Here is a 20,963-nt window from a genome sequence, read left to right on the forward strand (position 1 = left end):
TTTAATCATACACTTAACGCCATCAGTATGCTAAATGTTACATATAAATCTTAATCGACATAATCTATTACATATATAATATTTAACGTGATGCATATTAATATATGATGCCCCCGAATTTTATTTATATTTTTAAGGTCATTATGTTCCGCTTTAAAAACAAACATTTAGCATGTCTTTTATTAACATCAGTTTCATTCTCTACTTTTGCATCAGTTGATACGAGTAAGCCACAATTTGTTGTTATTAGTATTGATGACGGTGTGAATCAGGAGATGGAAAAAAGTGTTGCTCAATTGAATAGTTCTATTCCAGTAACATTTTATGTCAATGTTGTGCAGCAAGCTGGTGGGTGGATATATGATGAATCCATGCTTGATATCGTTTGTGTTAATGATGATGGGTTAACAACGGGTAATCCTCAATGCGTGAGTAATCCTAAATCTATCAATAATCTATACAAAAAAGGACATGAGTTTGCTTTACATACTTACTCTCATCCAGCTATTGCATCGGGAAATCAAGGTGAGCCGTTAACACAAGTTCAAATTGAAAATGAGCTAAAAAATAATTATAACTTCTTGGTGGCATCAGGGGTTCCTAGCGATAAAATCAAAGGCTTTAGAGCGCCATTTTTAGATACAAATAGCAGTGGTTGGGATCGCGAAAATAAGAATGTTTCATTAAGCCATTTACAAGGAATAATGAATCAACTAAATATTAACTATGATTCTTCACTGTCAGCGCCTCCGGAGAAAACGTTACCAAGAATGGGGGTTCGCCACTGTACATCAACAGCGGGTGGCTGGGATAACGTACATTGTGATTTTACTCAAAAAGAGCAGTTTAATTGGGAAGATGGTGGTTATCCTAAATATACCGTAGCGACACAGCCTAAAAGTAATCAATTATTTATGGGCTACAAATACATTAACGGTAAAATTGTAAATGTTATGGATACTGTATTTGGTGCTTGTAATCAAAGTTGTACTTCAGATGAAGCGAAAAATATTTGGATGGAAAACTTCTTAAATCATTATAATGATGCGTCACGACCACCTTTTGGCATCTATTTGCATCGTCAGTCGTTATCAATTCCTGCTGAAGTTGCAGGCTTAAATGCATTTATTGATGAAGTTAAATCAACATATCCAAACACTTATTTTGTAACGGCAAGTCAGATCAGTGATTATTATAAGATAGGTATTGATCTTACCCATGACCAAATTGAAATGTTTTTGAGTAAATAAGACCACTTCTTATTTTATGATCTTATGGTGTGTACATATTTGTACTCACCATTTTTTTGATACCTTCGATTAAAATATTGGCAACTCCTAGCATAATATTTATCCTCTTTACATGTTACTACTTAGCTGTATGTCAAATATCTAAAATTAATGTAATACTTAGCTTATTGTTATCACCATAAACCTTATAAGCCATTGAATCTATCAGTAATTAAGTCTGCAATTCTTGCGACGATGCCTTTTTTGTTGTTGTTTTTAGCGGGTATTGTTGATGCTATTGGTTTTATTCACCTTAAAAATGGTTTATTTGTCTCTTTTATGAGTGGCAATACAACGCATGTAGCGATGCTGCTTTCTAACCATCAATATAGTCAATCAATGGCTTATATAGGTGTGATTTTGCTGTTTGTTACAGGGATCACTGTTGGTGAAATGATTGCTGTACTGCAGAAAAAAAACTATCGTTGGTTGGTGATGAGTACTGTTTCTATATTGTTATGTAGCACTATTTTTATTGAAAAAATTACCATACCGATGGCAACTAACTTTGTGCTGGCTTTTGCGATGGGGTTACAAAATATCGCACTCAGGATCACAATCAGCAAAGCGATGCCATTAACCTTTGCAACAGCCTTTCTCGCTAATACTGGGCGAGAATTAGCAATGTTATTATTGGGACAAGGTGACAAAAACGTCTTTATAAAACAGCTTTGCTTATGGCTGTCCATTTTCATTGGTGCGATTGTTGGCAGTCAATTGATGGCTTTTTCACTAAGCTACGCATTAGTTGCACCAACCGTATTAAGTTTGTGCATTGCAGGACTACTTTTTTGGCTAAAAGAGTTAACCAATAAAGATTAGGTTTTTATGCACGCTAATGCTTATATATTTAATTCTATTATAGTTAACCTCTTTTTTATTTGTTTAACATTATGTTTTTAAAGTTAAAATTATTTTTTTTGTCTGTTAATTCTCCTTGTGACTATTACTGTTAATATTTTGCGAATAATTTAATTATTAAATTATTTTTGATTATATAAAAGAATAAAAATGATCTAATTATAATGTTTTCCTTATTATTAAAGCGTATTTTTTAGCTTTACGCTCATAATGTAAAATACGGAATTATTCGTGTATATATATTGCTTGCTAGATATTAAAGAAAGATGTAATTTATTTGCGAAAGGACAATTAAGCCTGATATTAAGTGTAATCAAAAACCCTCTAATTATTTAATATAGTTAAGTTTATAACTAGTTAATATATCTGTGGATGTAAAAATATGCGCGATTAATTATGTCATTATTATAAGTGTTGAATTAATACGTTTGTAAGTTTTGAGGGCATAGATTTCTGTTCTTGTTATTTGAAGTTCTGACGCGAGATATAAAATACTTAAGCAGTGATAATATTAAACAGGATTAGTATTAGTGCTTGATTTTAATTTTATAAACATAAAATAATTTTCATTATTAATAAAAATATTGAGACTATAAATCAATGAAGTTAACTCCAAGAGAAAAAGATAAGCTCATGTTATTTACAGCATTTTTGTTAGCTAAGATGCGTAAAGAGAATAATCTAAAATTAAATTATCCGGAAGCCGTTGCTTATATTTCAGGAATGATAGTTGAAGGAGCAAGGGAAGGTAAAACTGTAGCTGAATTAATGGATTATGGTACAACACTATTAAGTGCAGATGATATTCGTCCTGGAATTAAGAATCTTATTGTAAATGTTCAAGTTGAATGTACTTGTACTGATGGCACTAAATTAATCTCCATACATAATCCAATTAAATAAGAGATCGTAATGATTGCTGGTGAAATTGTTTGTAATGAACAAATAAAAGAAATTTGTATTAATGAAAATAGAAATACAATAACTATTTCAATTGAAAATTGTGGTGATAGAACTGTTCAGATTGGTTCACATTATCATTTCTATGAAACAAACTATGCGCTGAAATTCAACCGTGAAATTACAAAAGGCTACCACCTTAATATTGCAGCCGGAATGTCAATCCGAGTACTGGCAGGACAAAAAATGGATGTAGAGTTAGTCGAATTTTCTGGAACCAAAAACATCACAGGTTTTCAAGGGAAGTTTGTACAAAAAGCAGGACAAAAAAATGACTAATATTATTCAAAAAAATGATTATATTTCAATGTTTGGTCCAACCGTTGGTGACAGCATTCGATTAGCTGATACTGAGTTATGGGCGAAAATAGAGCAGGACTTCACGCAATATGGCGAAGAAATGAAGTTTGGTGGTGGTAAGGTTATTCGTGATGGCATGGGGCAGAGTCAACTCACTAGTGAGCATTGTGTTGATGTTGTCATTATCAATGTGGTTATTATTGATCACTGGGGAATTGTTAAAGCTGATATTGGTATTAAAGACGGTCGAATTGTCGGTATAGGAAAATCAGGTAATCCGGATATTCAGGCGAATATTGATATTGTTATTGGTCCTAATACTGAAGTTATTGCAGGTGAAGGGCAAATAATTACCGCCGGTGGCGTTGATACACATGTTCATTTTATTTGTCCGCAGCAGGTAGAAGAAGCATTATCCAGTGGCTTAACAACATTAATCGGTGGCGGTACAGGCCCTGTTGCAGGTAGTCTTGCAACGAACATGACACCAGGTGTGTGGAACATGCATCGTATGCTTGAAGCTATTGATGAGCTTCCAATTAATGTGGGTTTATTAGGTAAGGGGAATAGCAGTGAGCCTGAAGCATTAAAAGAGCATATTTTAGCGGGTGCTGTTGGTTTGAAAATACACGAAGATTGGGGCTGTACACCCGCAACGATTGATACAAGTTTAAAACTAGCTGAAGAATATGATATTCAAATTGCGATACATACTGATAGCTTAAATGAAAGTGGCTTTTTTGAAGATACAGTAGATGTTCTAGAAGATCGCATTATACATGCCTATCATGCTGAAGGTGCTGGTGGTGGTCATGCGCCTGATATTTTAAAAGCGTGTGGCGTGAATAATATCATTCCGTCATCATCTACACCTACAATGCCTTATACGATCAATACCGTTGATGAACACTTAGATTTAATCATGGTTTGTCATCATTTAGACCCCAAAATACCTGAAGATTTAGATTTTGCATTATCGCGAATCAGAAAGGGTACTATGATGGCTGAAGATATTTTGCATGATATGGGGGCGATTCCATTAATGACCTCTGATTCTCAAGCTATGGGCCGAATTGCAGAAGTTATTAGCCGAACTTGGCAATCAGCGCATAAAATGAAAATTCAACGCGGTGCATTAGATGGTGATTCTTGTAAATCAGATAATAATAGGATCAAACGTTATATTGCAAAGTATACGATTAACCCTGCTATTACTCATGGTTTATCTCATGATGTGGGTTCGGTCGAATGTGGAAAACTTGCTGATCTTGTGCTTTGGGACCCTGGCTTTTTTGGAATAAAACCGTCATTGATTATTAAAGGTGGTATGGTTGTAATGGCCGAAATGGGGGACCCAAATGGTGCGTTACCTACACCACAACCCGTTCATTATCGTCCAATGTATGCCGCTTATGGAAAAGCAAAAATGAAGACGTCGATTACGTTTATGTCTCAAGCGGCGATTGATGCGGGGCTTCCTGAAAAGTTGCAGTTACAGAAAATTATCAGTGGCATTAAGAATACTCGTAATATCTCTAAACAAGATATGATCCATAATCATTGTACGCCTGAAATTAAAGTAGATCCTCAAACGTTTAGTGTGTGGGCAAATGGTGAGCTTTTAGAATGTGAACCAATGCATGAATTACCATTAGCTCAAAACTATATGTTATTTTAGATGAAAGTGATCAATGGAAATATTTACTTTATATACTCTGCTCTTCTTATATACCTTATGAAATAATTGAAAATAAATAATAATACATAAACTATTTTAGGATAAATATAATATGGCAAATAATATTATAAAAAATTCACGAAATACGAAAAATGCACCAAAAAATTCAGTCTCAACTCAAAGTGTTGCATTTTCTCATTACAATAATATATCGGCTCAATTACCGTTAGATCCTAATACGGGAAAAATAGTTATTGGTGGTATAAAAGAGCAAACAGCACAATGCTTAAATAACATCAAAGCTATTGTTGAACGGATTGATCACACTATGGGTGATGTGGTTAAACTTCATGTTTTTGTTAAAGATATTTCAAATATTAAGATAGTAGATGAAGTATACAAAACGTTTTTCAATGATATTTTACCGACGCGTACTGTCGCTGTCGTCGCATCTTTACCTAACAATGATGCATTAATACAGATGGATGCGTTAATTTCAAATGGTGAGGGAACGGCCCCACAGCAACCTTGCGCATTAATTAAAGTCTCCAGAAATACGGATAATGCACCAAATGATAAGGTGGCAACGCAAACAGTTGCATTTTCTCATTATAATAACTTGTCAGCTCAATTACCGATAGATTTTAAAACGAATGAAATTATTACGGGTAATATTAAAGCGCAAGTAAAGCAATGTTTATATAACATTAATACGATATTAAACAGTATTGATCATGTTCTTGATGATGTGGTGAAAACAACAATATATATTAAGAATATTAACGATATTAATGTTATCAATGATGTTTGTAATACGTTTTTTGGTGATTATATTCCAGCACGAACTTTTATCGTCGTTGAGGATTTACCAGCAGGCGCACTATTACAGATTGATACTGTTGTATCGCATGGTGATGGTACGCCGCCACAACTACCTGAAGATAGCCGTCTACTTGTTATCGAGGCGAGTAATAGTGTAAATGCACCAATTGTGCCTTATTCGCATACAGTTGCATTTTCTCATTACAATCATATTTCAGGCCAATTGCCATTAGATCCTGAAACATTGACGGTTGTTAATGGTTATATACAAGCGCAAACAAAGCAATGCCTCAATAATATTAAAGCAATTATTGAAAGTGTTGATCATGTTATGGATGATATTGTGAAAGTTAATATTCAGCTTAAAAATATGCTGGATATTGAGCTTGTTGATGAAATCTATGTATCATTTTTCAAAGAAGCGCTTCCTGCAAGAACGGTGATAGGGGTATCAGCGATTCCAATGGATGCTCTAATTCAAATAGATGTGATTGTTTCGAATTGTGAAAGTACACCACCGCAATAATATAGAGCGTTATATAAACTAAAATATTAAAAATTCGCCTTATGTTAAAGAAATTATGCTTTTCTTGAGGCGATATTGTGGACTACGTATTATTTTTTAACCATTCAGTTATTATAAGTGGAGAGTTAATGTCTGATTTTAATGTAGCATCAGAGTTATTAGCACTGAAAGCGCAAACGAAAGCAATTCGTAATCGGAAATCGGTTAATAGAGTATCTAGACTTGATAAGTTTAAATTTGAATTGTTAGAGCTTTATCAAGCCGGGGCGAGTGTTGCTGAACTTCAGCGATGGCTAATGACAAATGCAAACATACAAATTGCACATTCAACCATTTTAAGATGGTTAGATAAACAACAAAATGTAAAATAGATTTACCTGTGTAAGTAATAAAGAAACAAAAGTATCTAGAGTATATAAACATGAATATAATATATGATACGAATGTTATAAGCTGTGATAAGAATAAGCATCAAATAAAATGTAATGAGTGTCTAAAAATAACAGATCATTACATATTAGCGTCAATTGAACAGTTTGGTACAACAACTGCCGATGAAGACGTGTATTGGAATTGTAAAAGTCAAATTATTCAGTGTCTTGAGTGTGATTTCGTGTCTTTTAGAACTGTATCAATTTGTTCTGAATGTCAAGCTTATGATGATAATGGTGAGTATTATTATCCTGAGAAAATAGAAAATCACTGATAGTATTAAATAATAAAAAATAGTATGCCGATAATTATTCATGCAATAGTTATCGGCATACTGCTTTTTATTCAACAAAATTTAAAATTGCAGGGTGATTGTTATTATTATATTGACTACTAGAATAGCAAAGTTTATTGGTTAATTGAGTATAAGTTATAGTATGTATTATTTTGTTTTTTTTGATAAAAATGGATGCTTTATCAAATGAAATGTCTGTTATTGTTTGTATTGATGAGTCTAAAATGCCAAGAACTAACCGAATACAATTATAGCGCTCAGATGCAGATAACCCAATGAGATTAGAGTTGTTTAAAATACTAAATTTAAGTTCAACATCTGAGGTGTTATTTAAATTTGTGACTTTAAAATACATAGTTAATATTTCTTATTGATTTGATATAAAGATATTGTTTTTTTTATTGTAATTCTAATTATCTATCTATTGCAAATAAGAAAACGAAGCCAAATGATTAATAATTTATATTAAGTTAGATATTAATTCAAAAAATACTTATAAGGTAATGATAAGTGAAAAAATACACGCAAATATCTAAATAATTCATAAAAAATAAATATTAAAAGATAAAATAAAAATAGCGAAAAATCATACTTATGGTTAAAGTTCATACTAAAAATAAAAAAGTAGTTAGAATAAAGTGATTATATGGTCAGATAAAAAGAAAGAGTACGGTTGTGTACAGTAACCATCAATTAGGTAACCTTCCTGCTTTATCTCGTTATATTTCTACGAATATTTTCGCAAAGTGAATTTTAGTCTAGTTACGTGGAACTGAAGAGTTGCTATCATCGTAGTTGTTACCAATCTTTTATTAAAGAACATACGCATGTTACTGATGAATGTTCTATTGAACTGGTTTGGTTGTGCTCAATACGCGAGTGATTTTGTGGGATTAATCACAGATTAGATTTTGTTTAATATACTCTTGAACAATTAATAGATAATAATATATCACTAGATTTGTATTGTGGTATATAACTGATTTTAACATGATGTGATATTAAGATTAAATTAAATTAAAATAAAGTTAAGTTTGTAAGTATTCATCATAAGGAAATGACGATGCAATGGGATGATGTAAATGGTCCACGATCTTTTTTTGGTAATGCGCCTGTCGATATAGATAAGCCTATTGCTATCGGAGAAATAGCTAAACTACGTGTAAATCGAAAGGAAATCAAAGTAAAAATCATAGATTTTTTATCTGAGATCATAAAGGGTGAGATCATTGACGCTAGCGTTGGAATTGGATTGGTGACAGGTGATATCGTTGAGTTTAAATCTCAAAACATTGTCACGTTATACCGTAATTAACTAATGGCGCAAAGATGATTTAATTGGCGAGGATATGTAAATCTAGTACTGAGTATTATAGTGCTATGTTTGCTTAATTAACGTGTGAGGCGTTGGTGTGATTATCACCGTGATTTTTTAGTTATAAGGCACTGCTTAAGTTATCAAATTATTTATTATAGTCCTCGCTATTTTTTATTGATAAAAATACGTTTAATTTGTTAAATAAGTGAGATTATTGTTTTTTATATGTTCAATTAATGATGAAAATATATAGTGGTTATTTTTTATTGTTGATATTGACGCATTATTGAGTGTTGATAATAACAATCTGTGATCGTTATTTTATTTTATTTATAATTGTTGACTCGTTTTTTTGTGAATTTACGCTACGATAGCGGCTATTTCTCGTTCCTTTATTTAATTAGATCATGAATATAAAAAAAGCGGCTCCTTATCTATTCGTTGCGTTAAGTTTTTTTGGCAGCATATCAACTGCGCAGGCTTATGACCAGATTACACTTGGTCGTACTATTTTACTTAAACATGGTGAGCATGGCGCAAAAATTCCATTAGTCGTGTGTCGTAATACCGATGCGATAAAAGTAAAAGCAGAACGAAACTTACACCTTGAGCGCATTAAAGTAACATTTCGAAATGGTGAAACGCGTAATGTTTCTTTCTATCGTGATCTGAAGAAAAATCAAGAAACGAGCTGGCGTAAATTTTCATACAAGCGTTGTGTGAAGAAGCTAGAAGTGTACGGTAATTCTGACGGTACGCGTGCTGGTGTTAAAGTTTACGGTCGTCAAAAAGATTAACTAGAAAACACCATATGTCTTATCTTTATCATAAAGGATGAGACAATATGGAGTTGTTTTATTTGGGTGTTTTAAGCCTGATATAATCGATTAAATTATAATAGCCCACTGTGTATTGATGCGTATTTTATCAGTGCAATCACTATATGTGAGTAATAATTATTAACATTTACTTTATTTTGATAAGTTGAAATAGCGTATATTCTGACTAAATATACTATTGTTATTGTTAGTCGATATATACCCATGAAAATTAAGGGCGCAATAAAAAGAGGCATTTTCTGCTATTCGATGCAGTAATATTCGCCTTATATTGATATTCTAATTCCATATGCAATTAGATGTTAATTGGTTCATGACTTATAAGGATAAATGTTTATGACTGATACACCTAAGCGTGCTTTAGTTGTTGAAGGTGGTGCCATGCGTGGTATTTTTGCTACGGGTGTTTTAGACGCATTTCTTGAAAAAAATTATAACCCATTTGATTTTACGATTGGTGTGTCTGCTGGATCAATGGTGCTAATGGGTTACTTATGTAAAAACCATAAGCGTAATTATCAAGTCATCACTGAGTATGCGCGTAGTAAGTCATTTATTAATTATTTTCGTTTTGCTAAAGGCGGCAATCTTATCGATATTGATTGGTTATGGTCTGAAAGTATTAATAATCTACCATTAGAAATTGATAAATATGAAAGCCAAGGTATCCCTTTATTTGCGACAACGACCAATATTGTTACTGGCGATGCTGACTATATTGAAGTGAAGCGGGATAACTTACAAAGTTTGATGACAGCAACATGTGCATTACCGATTGTTTATCGTAACTTCCCCAAAGTGGATGGTATTGCCATGAGTGATGGTGGTATTGCTGATCCTATTCCTGTTATTGAAGCTTATCGTCGTGGCGCGCGTGATATTACGGTTATTTTATCTCATGCACAGGCTAATTTTGTTCATAGCCATCAAGTTCCTTGGTTAACACGTAAAATATTCAAAACAACACCTGTATTTGGGCAAGAATTTCTTACAAAAGAATCACGGTATAACAAAGCATTGTATTTTATCCGTAATCCACCTGCTGATTGCCGTATTACTGCGATTGTACCAAATAAAGATTTTTTGATTAAACGTTTAACACGTGATGTAAATAAATTAAACGCTGGATATGAGTTGGGTCGCCAAGCTGGGTTTAAGATGATCAATGATGAGCAAGCATTAAGTTAATTGATGTGTGACGGAGTGTTATTTGATATTCAATATGAGTTTGGAAAATCGGGTAGTTAGATAGGTTTTCCTTTTTACCATGAGAGAGTATGGTATGAACTCAAAGAATATACTGTATTAGGAAAATAATATGAGCATTGTTGATGCTGCGGAAAAGCGTTATTCAACCAAAGTTTTTGATCCTTCTCGTAAGTTGAATGATGATCAATTACAACAAATTAAAGCGTTGATTCGATTAAGTGCTTCTAGTGTAAATTCACAGCCTTGGCATGTTATTGTCGCAGCAACCGATGATGCCAAGCAACGTATAGCAAAATCGGCTGAAGGCCCTTATGTTTTCAATAAGCCTAAAATGTTGGACGCTTCACATGTGCTCGTTTTTTGCTCAAAAACAGCTATTGATGATGATTATCTAAATGACTTATTAGCGTCTGAACAGCAAGATGGCCGTTTCTCTAATGAACAATCAAAACAGCGCATGGTTGATGGACGTAATTTCTTTGTTGATTTACATCGAAAAACCTTAGGTGATGCTGATCAATGGATGCAAAAACAAGTGTACTTGAATATTGGTTCACTGCTATTAGGTGTTGCAGCCATGGGTATTGATGCGGTGCCGATTGAAGGTTTTGATTGTGATATTTTAGATAAAGAGTTTAATCTTAGCGCGCAAGGTTTTACTAGTTTAGTGGTAGTGCCTGTTGGCTACCATAGTGCGGATGATTTTAATGCCAATGTGCCTAAGTCACGCTGGCATGATGAACAAATTTTTACGGAGTGTTAACCCATGATTTATTTATTAGCTGAAATTAAAGCAAACCCAAACTGTATTGAAAAAGCACAAGCACTATTAGAGTCGCTAATTGCACCGACGCATTTAGAAAAAGGTTGTGAGAGCTACCAGTTGTTCGCTGATCAAAACGTCGATGGTTTATTTGTAATGCAAGAAGTGTGGTTTTCTCAAGCACATCTTGATGAGCATTTAGCAAGTGCCCATTTTATGAATTTTTTAACAACAGCTGAAGAATACAAATTATTTGAATACGTGAAATTACATCCAATGAATTTGGTTGGTTAATTTAGCTTAAATAAAAGCCACTATCTGTGTTTGGTTAATTTAGCTTAAATAAAAGCCACTATCTGTGTTTGCAGTTACAACAAACACTAGCAGTGGCTTTTTTATCACTAAAAATTTGTTATGACTAACTATTATTAAGCTATTATTGGACGTAATCCACTGATGAACAATTGCTTATCGACATGATAATCGGTCGCGTAATGACGCAATTTACAGTCATTACCATCATGACAACCACAACTTAAACAACGTTTTGCTTCATTTATTGCCGCTTGGTGGCTATAGCCTTTTTCAACTTCATTAAAACTTAAATGACGTGCGTTTACGTGCAGCTCTGACATCTGATTACGCATAACGTATGTTAAGGCATGTTCAAGCTGAGCTTCAATATCTGTTGAGTTATTATCTACAAGTAATGAGCGCATAATATTTTTAAGTTTATTGACATGATCAGGGCGAATTAAATGCCCACGTGCCACATTGCGCTCACGGAATGACTCAGTGTAGAGTTTTTCCATGTTGCCACCAAATTGCACATCGATTGCTTGAGCTGCTTTACGGCCATCTGCGATGGCTTCGATTGCAGTGGCTGGGCCGCGACGAAAATCACCAATACCAAAGATGTTATCAACGCCTGAATACATAGTTTGCTCGTCGGTATTGAGCGTATTCCAACGACTCATTGGTAGCTCAGTGGTTTCGTTAGCTAAAAAGTCAGTATTGGTTTTTTGTGATACAGCCGCTATTACTGTATCAAATTCAGCATAGATATATTCACCCGTCGCTTTAGGAGAACAACGTCCAGAAGCATCCGGTTCACCTAACGCCATAGTTTCTAATTTCACTTGGCAAATATGACCATTGTCATCAGCAATATTTTCCACTGGATTAGTCAAAAATAGGAATTTAACCCCTTCGTGTTCTGCTTCTTCAATTTCATAAACTTCAGCCGGCATTTCATCACGGGTACGACGATAAATAAGGGTAGTGTCTGCTCCTAAACGTAAGGCTGTTCGTGCGCAGTCAATCGCTGTATTTCCGCCGCCGATAACAGCTACTTTTTTACCAATGGTATAGTGTTTATCAAGCATTTGATCTTTTAAAAAGTCGACGCCAAGATAATGACCATTAAGATCGGTACCTTGATAATGCATTTCACTTGCAAGTGATGCCCCCACCGCTAAACAGACGGCATCATAGTTGTGTTGTAATGATGATAACGTAAAATCCGTCCCCAGCTTTTTATTGGTTTCAATCGTCATACCATTACGGCACATGATGTCAATTTCTTGATCTAAAATAGCTTTAGGTAAGCGGTATTCTGGAATGCCATAGCGTAACCAACCGCCAGCTTGAGGCATAGACTCAAAAACAGTGACGTTGTAACCTTCGTTACTTAAGAAGTAACCACAACTTAGTCCGCCAGGGCCTGCACCTACAATAGCAATATGTTGTGCTTTAGCTGTTTTTTGGACTGGGGTGTAAGCATGTAATGACGCCAAATCAATGTCAGCGGCATAGCGTTTTATTTGTCGAATCGCAATCGAACCATCTACCAATTTACGCTGACATTTCGCTTCACAAAAAGCAGGGCATACACGACCAATAGACAATGGCATTGGTAGTGTTTTTTTGATGACTTCAATGGCTTTTTGAGGTTGATTGGTTGCAATAAAATAGAGATAAGATTGAATATCAACATCTGCTGGGCAAGCAATTTGGCAAGGAGGAACACTGCAACTGATATTGGGTGCGGATAAAATCTGTTCCAGCGCGTGTTTACGACGTTGAATTAATGCGGTCGATGTTGTGGTAACTACCATGCCTTCAGTCGGATGAATACGACACGCTTTAACTGTGCCGTGGTGTTCTATTTCAACATCGCATAGGTCACAGTTGTGATGAAAACCGTCAATATGACATAGTGATGGGATAGTAATACCACATTCTTCAGCAGCTTTGAGCAAGGTTAGACCTTGACTTACCTTGAATGTGTTACCGTCAATAATGATATTTACCATTAATAGTCTCTATTCTTGTTATCGACTGAGAACAAAGTTGTATTGATATCGTTAGTGTTTCTCAGTGATTTTTAATTATTTTATGAATTACTTAAAGGCTATATCCGTATAAGCCAAAGATGCGCATTGCTTATAACAAAGCAGAGGTTAGACGTATTAAATTGTCTGTTATATGTTCGTTGGCTAAATAGGGACGGCATCATAGCATGATGCCTTGGAGGTATAAAGAGAGCTATTGTCGGTTATGTTTTTATTTTTTACATTTAAAATCAATCAATTAAAATAGGTAATCGTTTGCTATGTGATGTTTTTATGGGAATTTTATTTGTAATAAACTTAAGGGCTAATCATAAGAAATCTGAATTATTACTGTTTGTTTTTAGGTTTGTTATTGTTGGGAATGCTTTGATGGTATAACCTAAAGCTCACGCAAGGGGGCACAATGTCAAAAAGCATATTTTTATTACGTCATGGTCAAACAGTTTTTAATGCACAACAGCGCTTACAAGGACATTGTAATTCTAACTTAACAGACTTGGGGCAACATCAAGCTGCTGCGATTGGTTTATCTCTAGAAAAAAAAATAGCAAATAAGCGTCAATGGACAATATATTCCAGCTCATTAGGCCGTGCGATGCAAACTGCTGCAATCGTTGCTGAACAAATAGGTATTGATGTAAGTGAGATTGTACAAGATGCACGTTTACAAGAATTTTGTTTAGGTGATTGGGAACAAGCATATATTCCTGATATTAAAGCAACACAGCCACGTCTTTGTGAACAACGTGATTGGTATTTAATGGCACCAAATGCTGAGTCTTATTATGCCGTTAAAGATCGTATTGAAGATTTTCTTGCTGATGTTTCAGTGCCAGAAAATGTCATTGTTGTTTCTCATGGGCTAACAGGTGCTGTATTTCGTGGTGTTTATGTCGGCATGACTTACAACGAAGTTTTTTCTCAAGATTTACCACAAGATGCTTATTTCTTATTAGCTAACGATAAAATCAGTCGTATTCAGTGTGATATCCACAGTGTCGCTGCCTTTGCCGTCTAAGTAGCCATAACAGCAAACTCATAGTAACGTTTTATCTATTAATAAAAATTATCTTTCATTTCTGCATATAAAGTATAATAAAACACAGTTTAGATAACGAATTTATGCTTATGTTCATTGGTGGTTCATTTATAGAAAGCTATTATTGAAATAGATAATAAAAGTATTGAATAAATGTTTGAATAAGCAGACTTATCAGGTATGAGATAAACATTAGGATAACCTAATGGCCTGATTGATATAATTTTAGAGAGGCGCGTCCATGAGAAATTTACTTACTGGTTTTTTTGCTGTTGTAGTCGGTTTATTTGCAGTTTCTTTTGCTGCCATTATGGCATTGTTTCTTGGTATTGCGGCAATGATCGCGAAGCCATTTATTAAACGTAAACTTGCAGCTGAAGGCATGCAATACGAAGAAAATAATTTCACAGAAGGCTTTGCTGGCCAAGATGAAACCATGAACAGTGTTTTCCGTCAGCAACGTCAAGCGACAGCAAATGTAATTGATGGTGAATGCGAAGATGTGACTAGCCGAAAGTTTTAGTCGACGTCATATAAGCACACTTATTACACTAAGAACGCCTAGCTATTATTGCTAGGCGTTTTTATTTGTCTACTCAGCGACAGTTATTGAACGTTATAGGCTTTGGCTTTAACCATATTACGGTATTGCGATGGCGTAATATTAAACTCTTTTTGAAACCGTGTAGAAAAATGATACGGATCTTTATAGCCTACCTGTTCTGAAACATCAGACAATGACATTCCAAAATCACGCAATAACTCTTTGGCTGTTTCCATTCTTATTTTTCGCAGATATTGATGGGGGGCTTGGCCGACTTGATCTTTAAATTTACGATTAAAGCTACGCAGTGGTAATTCACAATGCTGTGCAATTTGTTTCGAGGTTAATGGTTGTGACATATAGCGCTGCATCCAATCTTGCGCTTGAGCAATAGATTCATCAAATTGCACCTGACCGCCAATTTCATAAAAAGGTTGATGTCCTGATTTACTGATTTCATGGCCATAATGGGTTTCAATCGTGTCAGCAATTTTTTGTCCAAAATATTTAGAGATTAAATAAAGCACCATCTCGGTTTGTGAGTTAATACTTTCAGTACAGTAAAGCCCATTAGCTGAGGTGATAGAGGCTCGACGATTAAGTTTTATTTGCGGGTAACGCTGAGAGAACTTGTCATAAAAATACCAATGAGTGGTTGCCGTTTGATTATTCAATAACCCCGTTTCTGCTAGCCAAGTTACGCCAGTACCTGTTGCAATGATCTGGGCGCCATTATGGTATTGCTTAATAAGCCAAGCAGGAATTTGAGGATGTTTTGTTAGCGAGGATATGGGATTTCCCCACATAGGCGGCACAATGATAATGTCAAAATTAGACGGATCTTCAAAGGTAATATCAGGTTGAATGCGAATACTTGCGGTAAGAGTGGGAGACTCAAGGCTAGAAGCAATGAGTTTAATTTCAAAAGGAGATTGTTGCTGTGTTTTACGATCTCGAAGGCTAGCTGCACTGGTTAACATTTCTGCACTTAATGAAATACCGGTAATTAATGCCCTATGAAAAAGTATAAAACCCACTTTCATTATTCCACCTTTGACTATAATTGTGCATAAAACACACAGCATTGTAATGTTTTCACATTTCTGGCTGAAATGTCAGTGATTTTGGCATAAATGCAGAATGAATCACAGCTTAATCCTGATATTCTGATTTCAACGATGTATTAAATCGATCTCAGGATATTAAAATGGCAAAGTTACCGCTAATTGTTGGTTTGGGTGGCATTAATGCCGCAGGTCGCAGCTCTGGTTTTCATAACTACAAACTGATGATTGCTGATGTGCTATCTGAGGACGCAATGCAATCAACATGGCAAGATCTCGCTCATCGAATGGGGTTGAGTGATGATGGCGCGATTACTGAAGATATTATTACTGCAATTAAAGCGGGTACTTGTGTACGCCGTATTGATTCTTTTGATCCTGATAATTTGCTCTATCAATATAAAGCGAATCTCAATTCAGCCGATGATCAAATCACCTTTACTTTACGTAAATCGAAATTACCTAATCATATTCCAAGTAATTGGCAGGTTGATATTCAAGGTACAAAAGCCGTTATTACTGTGAATGGTAATTTTGATGCATTAGTTGAAGGGCGTGTTACTTTTCCTGTTTCTAGTGGCGGTAATATTCCAGCGGGTTTTGATCCTAGCAAATTATATAACTCTCGCTTCCATCCACGAGGTTTGGCGCTGACTGTCTATGGTGCTTCTGATGCACTTAACTCGTTAGGGTTTGAATGGGATGATGTGCTTCGCCATATCAAGCCTGATGAAGTGTCAGTCTATGCTGGCAGTGGTTTAGCACAAATTGATGATAACTCATTGGGTGGTATGATTGCGGCGCATCTTACTGGCGGTCGTGTAAGTTCTAAGATGATGGCATTATCATTAGCGCAAATGCCTGCTGACTTTATTAATGGTTATGTGATTAATAGCATTGGTGCAACGGGCACAAATATGGGGGCGTGTGCGACGTTCCTATATAATTTACGTCAAGGTATGCATGATATTCAACATGGCAAAGCAAAAGTTGTTATTGTTGGTAATGCAGAAGCACCCGTTGTTCCAGAAATAATGGAAGGCTTCCGTGTGATGGGTGCACTGGCAGAAGATGAACAATTAAAAGCGCTTGATGGCACTGATAGTGTTGATAATCGTCGTGCTTGTCGTCCATTTTCGTCAAATGCGGGCTTTACCATGGCAGAATCAGCGCAATTTGTGGTGTTAATGGAAGATGAATTGGCCCTTGAATTAGGAGCTAATATCTATGGCTCTGTGGCTGATGTATTTGTAAATGCTGATGCGAATAAAAAGTCAATTTCAGCGCCAGGTGTGGGTAACTATGTCACCGTTGCGAAAGCGGCAGCATTGGCAAAAGCTATTCTTGGTGAAGAGGGCGTAAAACAAACATTTGTCCAAGCACACGGCACGGGTACTCCTCAAAACCGCGTGACTGAAAGTCATATTCTTAATGAAGTTGCTAAAACATTTGGTATTGAAAGCTGGCCTGTTGCAGCCATTAAATCATATGTAGGTCATTCAATGAGTGCAGCAGCAGGCGATCAGCTTGTGGCTTCATTAGGTGTGTGGCAATACGGTTGGTTACCTGCGATTAATACTATTGATCATGTTGCTGATGATGTTCATCGTTCAAATCTGAATATTCTTACTGAGCACACCTTTGCGGGTGATTGTGGCCAAGCTTACAAAGCCGTTATTCTTAATGCGAAAGGCTTTGGTGGTAATAATGCTTCAGGGCTTGTGTTATCTCCTCAACAAACACTTGCAATGTTAACCGCGAAATATGGCACTGATGCAATGGTAGCTTATCAGGTGCGTAATCAGGCCGTTAAAGCGGTAACAACCCGTAATGATAGTAATGCATGCCAAGGACAAGAAACCATTCGGTATCAGTTTGGTGAAGCGGTAATGGATGAACATTCAGTTACTATTACACCTGATGCGATTAAATTGTCTGAGTTTGAACATGTGATTGCATTAAGTAATGTTAATCCTTATGCAGATTACAACTAGAATCAAATAAGAAATAGAAAATAAAAAAGCAGGTTATTTATGGCCTGCTTTTTATTACGATGAAAATGAACAACAAGGATCATAGGTTAGTGACTAGAAAAAAAATAGCAGCGATATGGATTGGTGTTGCCAGTTTACTTGTTGTATCAACGTCGGCTTATAGTGCGACATGTTCAAATAATAGCGATGTGCTGCCATTATGGAACACCAGTGCTAGCCGTAGTGTGATCACGCAGTTTGTCAATGAAGTGACAACCGTTGGAAATCCTGATTTTGTAAAACCCAGTGCTCGTATTGCGGTATTAGATAATGATGGAACCTTGTGGCCTGAAAAACCAACTTATACGCAGTTTTTGTTTGCCTTTAGTCAAATAAAGCATGAGAGTGTGCAACACCCTGAATGGAAAACAGAAACACCGTATAAGTGGGTATTAGATAACGACACTAAAGCTATTTTTGCAAAAGGTTGGGGGGCATTGCTGCCTATTCTTGCTACATCACAAGCAGGATTAACACCTGAACAATATAATAAAGATGTCTTAAATTGGCTTTCAACAACGCAATCACCACGATTTAAGCGTCCTTATACCGATCTTGTTTATCAACCGATGGTAGAGTTGATTGATTATCTCCATGCGCATCAGTTTAAGGTGTTTATTGTAACCGGTGCTGGTGGTGCGTTTGTAAAGCCGTGGAGTGAAGCTATTTATCACATTCCTGCTGAAAATGTGATTGGTACTGCGTTCGGTTATACCTATAAAGACGGTTCATTAATTAAGAATGATAAGCTAGTGTACATTGATGATGGTCCACAAAAGGCGATTAATATTGCGACGATCATTGGTAAGCGTCCTATTCTAGCGGTTGGTAACTCTACGGGTGATAAAGCAATGCTCTCATGGACAACCTCTCAAAAAGGCGCCAGCTTAGGGATGTTGATCCATCACACCGATGCTGAACGTGAGTGGCAATATGGTGCTGATTCTTTTGAAGGTAAATTTACGCCAGAGCTCATGCAAGCAGCAAAGCAGCATAAATGGCAAGTGGTTGATATGAAAAATGATTGGTGTCGAATTTTTCCAACTAAAGCGGAACGTCGCCCATTATAGCTAAATAATGCCTTGATGATGCAGTGCTTGCGCTTTTGCTAAAATGCACGAGTGAATAAACAATAAAAAGCCGAGTAAGAGAGTAATCTTAGCTCGGCTTTATCGTGTTTAGTCTCGTTTAGATTACTTCTTTAAACGAGTGATCTTAGTTGCTTTACTGCTAATAGCTTTGCGTAAACGTGCACGACGTTCAGCGGCTGATTGATCTTGCGTTGGGTTGTTTTGACGACCTGCACGATCACGGTAAGCAGCTTTAGTGTTCATTCGCTCAACTAAGGCTTCACGGCTCTTAGGCTCGTAACCTTCTAATTGTACGCGGTGAATGCGTTGATTAATCAAACGCTCGATTTGAACTAATGTTAGTTCTTCTTCACGGCTTACAAATGAAATTGCATTACCTTTTTGTCCTGCACGACCAGTACGACCAATACGGTGAACATAGTCTTCTGCCAAAAATGGCATGTCGTAGTTAACAACATAAGGCAAGTTTTGAATATCTAAACCACGAGCAGCAACTTCTGTTGCTACCATTACGCGAGCTTTACCTTCTTTAAACTCTTCTAATGCACGACGACGAGCACTTTGTGCCTTGTCACCGTGACAAAGAACCGCTTTAATACCATCAAGTTTTAGTTCTTTAACCAGTTGGTTAGCTGTTTCTTTGTAGTTTACAAATACAAGTACTTGTGGCCAGTTTTTCTTACCAATTAATTCAGATAGCATTTCACGTTTGCGATCTTCATCAACAGGGTATACCACGTGAGCCACTGTAGAAGCAGTACTGTTTTCTGGTGTAACTGTAATGCGTTGCGGTTTACGAAGAATATCTGCTGCTAATGCGTTCATTTGTGCAGAAGATGTCGCAGAGAACAACATAGTTTGTGGCTTAGTACGAATATCTTCTAGAATAACGCGAATCGCACCGATAAAGCCCATATCAAGCATACGGTCAGCTTCATCAAATACTAAACATTCTAGATTAGCTAATGAAACGTTATGTTGTTCCATGTGTTCAATTAAACGACCCGGTGTTGCAACTAGAATATCAACACCTTGTTCTAGGCGTTTTTCTTGTGTTGCCATTTTTTTGCCACCAAAAACAGCCGTACAATTAATGTTGGTGTATTTAGCGTAATCGTTGATGTTAACTGAGATTTGTTCTGCGAGTTCGCGCGTTGGTGCAAGGATTAATGCACGAACGTTAAAACGGCTTTTTGTTGCTGGTTTATCCAACAACTTTTGAATAATAGGTAAGGCAAAGGCGGCTGTTTTGCCTGTTCCTGTTTGTGCTAATGCTAAAATGTCAGCACCACGTCGGGCTTGAGGAATCGCTTTTTGCTGAATTGGGGTCAATTTCTCGTAACCAATATCGGTTAATGCTTTAACAAGCTCTGGAGAAAAACCTTGAGATAAAAATGACATGCTGTGTTCCTAAACTGTCGGCCTATGCCGATTACATTCATAAACTAATGATTATGGTCAGTTTATGAATGTAATCCGCGAATAAAATGACCGCGTATTATAATAGATTGTAGATTACTGCGCTACTGTATCCTGAGCTAATATA

Annotated in this window: 19 protein-coding genes; 16 read left to right on the forward strand and 3 right to left on the reverse strand. The window is 36.0% G+C overall.

All coding sequences use genetic code 11. The annotated features are described in order from the left end of the window. Window positions 1-143: 143 nt before the first annotated feature. From Q0V26_RS05160 to Q0V26_RS05215, 12 genes are all read left to right on the forward strand, one after another. Window positions 144-1,250 carry a polysaccharide deacetylase family protein gene (locus Q0V26_RS05160; protein ID WP_297478768.1) on the forward strand — a complete coding sequence of 369 codons (1,107 nt, stop codon included), beginning with the start codon at window positions 144-146 and terminating at the stop codon, window positions 1,248-1,250. Between the two features lie 195 nt (window positions 1,251-1,445). Beyond that, window positions 1,446-2,111, forward strand: coding sequence for a YoaK family protein (locus tag Q0V26_RS05165; protein WP_297478770.1), 666 nt, complete (start codon window positions 1,446-1,448; stop codon window positions 2,109-2,111). 639 nt (window positions 2,112-2,750) lie between these two features. After that, window positions 2,751-3,053, forward strand: coding sequence for an urease subunit gamma (gene ureA, locus Q0V26_RS05170; RefSeq protein WP_080156093.1), 303 nt, complete (start codon window positions 2,751-2,753; stop codon window positions 3,051-3,053). A 9-nt stretch (window positions 3,054-3,062) separates the two neighbouring features. Continuing rightward, on the forward strand, window positions 3,063-3,389 hold the full coding sequence (ureB, locus tag Q0V26_RS05175; protein ID WP_297478774.1) for an urease subunit beta: 327 nt from the start codon (window positions 3,063-3,065) through the stop codon (window positions 3,387-3,389). After that, window positions 3,382-5,088 carry an urease subunit alpha gene (ureC, locus tag Q0V26_RS05180; RefSeq protein WP_297478777.1) on the forward strand — a complete coding sequence of 569 codons (1,707 nt, stop codon included), beginning with the start codon at window positions 3,382-3,384 and terminating at the stop codon, window positions 5,086-5,088. The genes ureB and ureC overlap by 8 nt, the downstream gene beginning before the upstream one ends. Window positions 5,089-5,200: 112 nt before the next feature. Then, window positions 5,201-6,436 (forward strand): RidA family protein, encoded by a 1,236-nt coding sequence (locus Q0V26_RS05185; RefSeq protein ID WP_297478780.1) that lies wholly within the window; start codon window positions 5,201-5,203, stop codon window positions 6,434-6,436. Window positions 6,437-6,564: 128 nt separating this feature from the next. Further along, the gene (locus tag Q0V26_RS05190) at window positions 6,565-6,807 is read left to right on the forward strand and encodes a hypothetical protein (RefSeq protein WP_297478783.1); all 243 of its coding nucleotides are present in this window, start codon (window positions 6,565-6,567) and stop codon (window positions 6,805-6,807) included. A gap of 1,419 nt (window positions 6,808-8,226) precedes the next feature. Then, window positions 8,227-8,478 carry a hypothetical protein gene (locus Q0V26_RS05195; protein ID WP_297478785.1) on the forward strand — a complete coding sequence of 84 codons (252 nt, stop codon included), beginning with the start codon at window positions 8,227-8,229 and terminating at the stop codon, window positions 8,476-8,478. A gap of 410 nt (window positions 8,479-8,888) precedes the next feature. Further along, on the forward strand, window positions 8,889-9,278 hold the full coding sequence (locus tag Q0V26_RS05200) for a DUF2541 family protein (RefSeq protein WP_297478788.1): 390 nt from the start codon (window positions 8,889-8,891) through the stop codon (window positions 9,276-9,278). 378 nt (window positions 9,279-9,656) lie between these two features. Further along, window positions 9,657-10,508 (forward strand): patatin family protein, encoded by an 852-nt coding sequence (locus Q0V26_RS05205; RefSeq protein WP_080156076.1) that lies wholly within the window; start codon window positions 9,657-9,659, stop codon window positions 10,506-10,508. A 130-nt stretch (window positions 10,509-10,638) separates the two neighbouring features. Beyond that, window positions 10,639-11,292: an oxygen-insensitive NAD(P)H nitroreductase gene (nfsB, locus tag Q0V26_RS05210; protein WP_297478791.1), complete on the forward strand. Its 654-nt coding sequence runs from the start codon at window positions 10,639-10,641 to the stop codon at window positions 11,290-11,292. Window positions 11,293-11,295: 3 nt separating this feature from the next. Continuing rightward, window positions 11,296-11,586 (forward strand): putative quinol monooxygenase, encoded by a 291-nt coding sequence (locus Q0V26_RS05215; protein WP_297478794.1) that lies wholly within the window; start codon window positions 11,296-11,298, stop codon window positions 11,584-11,586. Between the two features lie 134 nt (window positions 11,587-11,720). Here the strand turns inward: Q0V26_RS05215 and Q0V26_RS05220 are convergent, their stop codons facing one another. Next, window positions 11,721-13,607, reverse strand: coding sequence for an FAD-dependent oxidoreductase (locus tag Q0V26_RS05220; protein ID WP_297478797.1), 1,887 nt, complete (start codon window positions 13,605-13,607; stop codon window positions 11,721-11,723). Between the two features lie 442 nt (window positions 13,608-14,049). Here Q0V26_RS05220 and Q0V26_RS05225 point away from each other — a divergent pair, with 442 nt between their 5' ends. Both Q0V26_RS05225 and Q0V26_RS05230 read left to right on the forward strand, forming a co-directional pair. Continuing rightward, window positions 14,050-14,664: a histidine phosphatase family protein gene (locus Q0V26_RS05225; RefSeq protein ID WP_297478800.1), complete on the forward strand. Its 615-nt coding sequence runs from the start codon at window positions 14,050-14,052 to the stop codon at window positions 14,662-14,664. A gap of 262 nt (window positions 14,665-14,926) precedes the next feature. Further along, window positions 14,927-15,208: a hypothetical protein gene (locus Q0V26_RS05230; protein ID WP_297478803.1), complete on the forward strand. Its 282-nt coding sequence runs from the start codon at window positions 14,927-14,929 to the stop codon at window positions 15,206-15,208. An 83-nt stretch (window positions 15,209-15,291) separates the two neighbouring features. Here the strand turns inward: Q0V26_RS05230 and Q0V26_RS05235 are convergent, their stop codons facing one another. After that, entirely contained in the window at window positions 15,292-16,272 is a 981-nt protein-coding gene (locus tag Q0V26_RS05235) for a helix-turn-helix domain-containing protein (RefSeq protein ID WP_297478806.1), read from the reverse strand. A 164-nt stretch (window positions 16,273-16,436) separates the two neighbouring features. Here Q0V26_RS05235 and Q0V26_RS05240 point away from each other — a divergent pair, with 164 nt between their 5' ends. Together Q0V26_RS05240 and Q0V26_RS05245 are read left to right on the forward strand one after the other, a co-directional pair. Beyond that, a complete protein-coding gene (locus tag Q0V26_RS05240) occupies window positions 16,437-18,287 on the forward strand; it encodes a beta-ketoacyl synthase (protein WP_297478809.1) in 1,851 nt (616 codons plus the stop codon). Window positions 18,288-18,376: 89 nt separating this feature from the next. Further along, window positions 18,377-19,396, forward strand: a complete 1,020-nt coding sequence (locus Q0V26_RS05245; RefSeq protein ID WP_297478812.1) for an HAD family hydrolase — start codon at window positions 18,377-18,379, stop codon at window positions 19,394-19,396. Between the two features lie 123 nt (window positions 19,397-19,519). Here Q0V26_RS05245 and Q0V26_RS05250 read toward each other — a convergent pair whose 3' ends face one another. Further along, entirely contained in the window at window positions 19,520-20,818 is a 1,299-nt protein-coding gene (locus tag Q0V26_RS05250) for a DEAD/DEAH box helicase (RefSeq protein ID WP_080156067.1), read from the reverse strand. Window positions 20,819-20,963: the final 145 nt, after the last annotated feature.

Origin of the sequence: uncultured Photobacterium sp. (assembly GCF_947039875.1) — a bacterium.
Taxonomy (GTDB): domain Bacteria; phylum Pseudomonadota; class Gammaproteobacteria; order Enterobacterales; family Vibrionaceae; genus Photobacterium.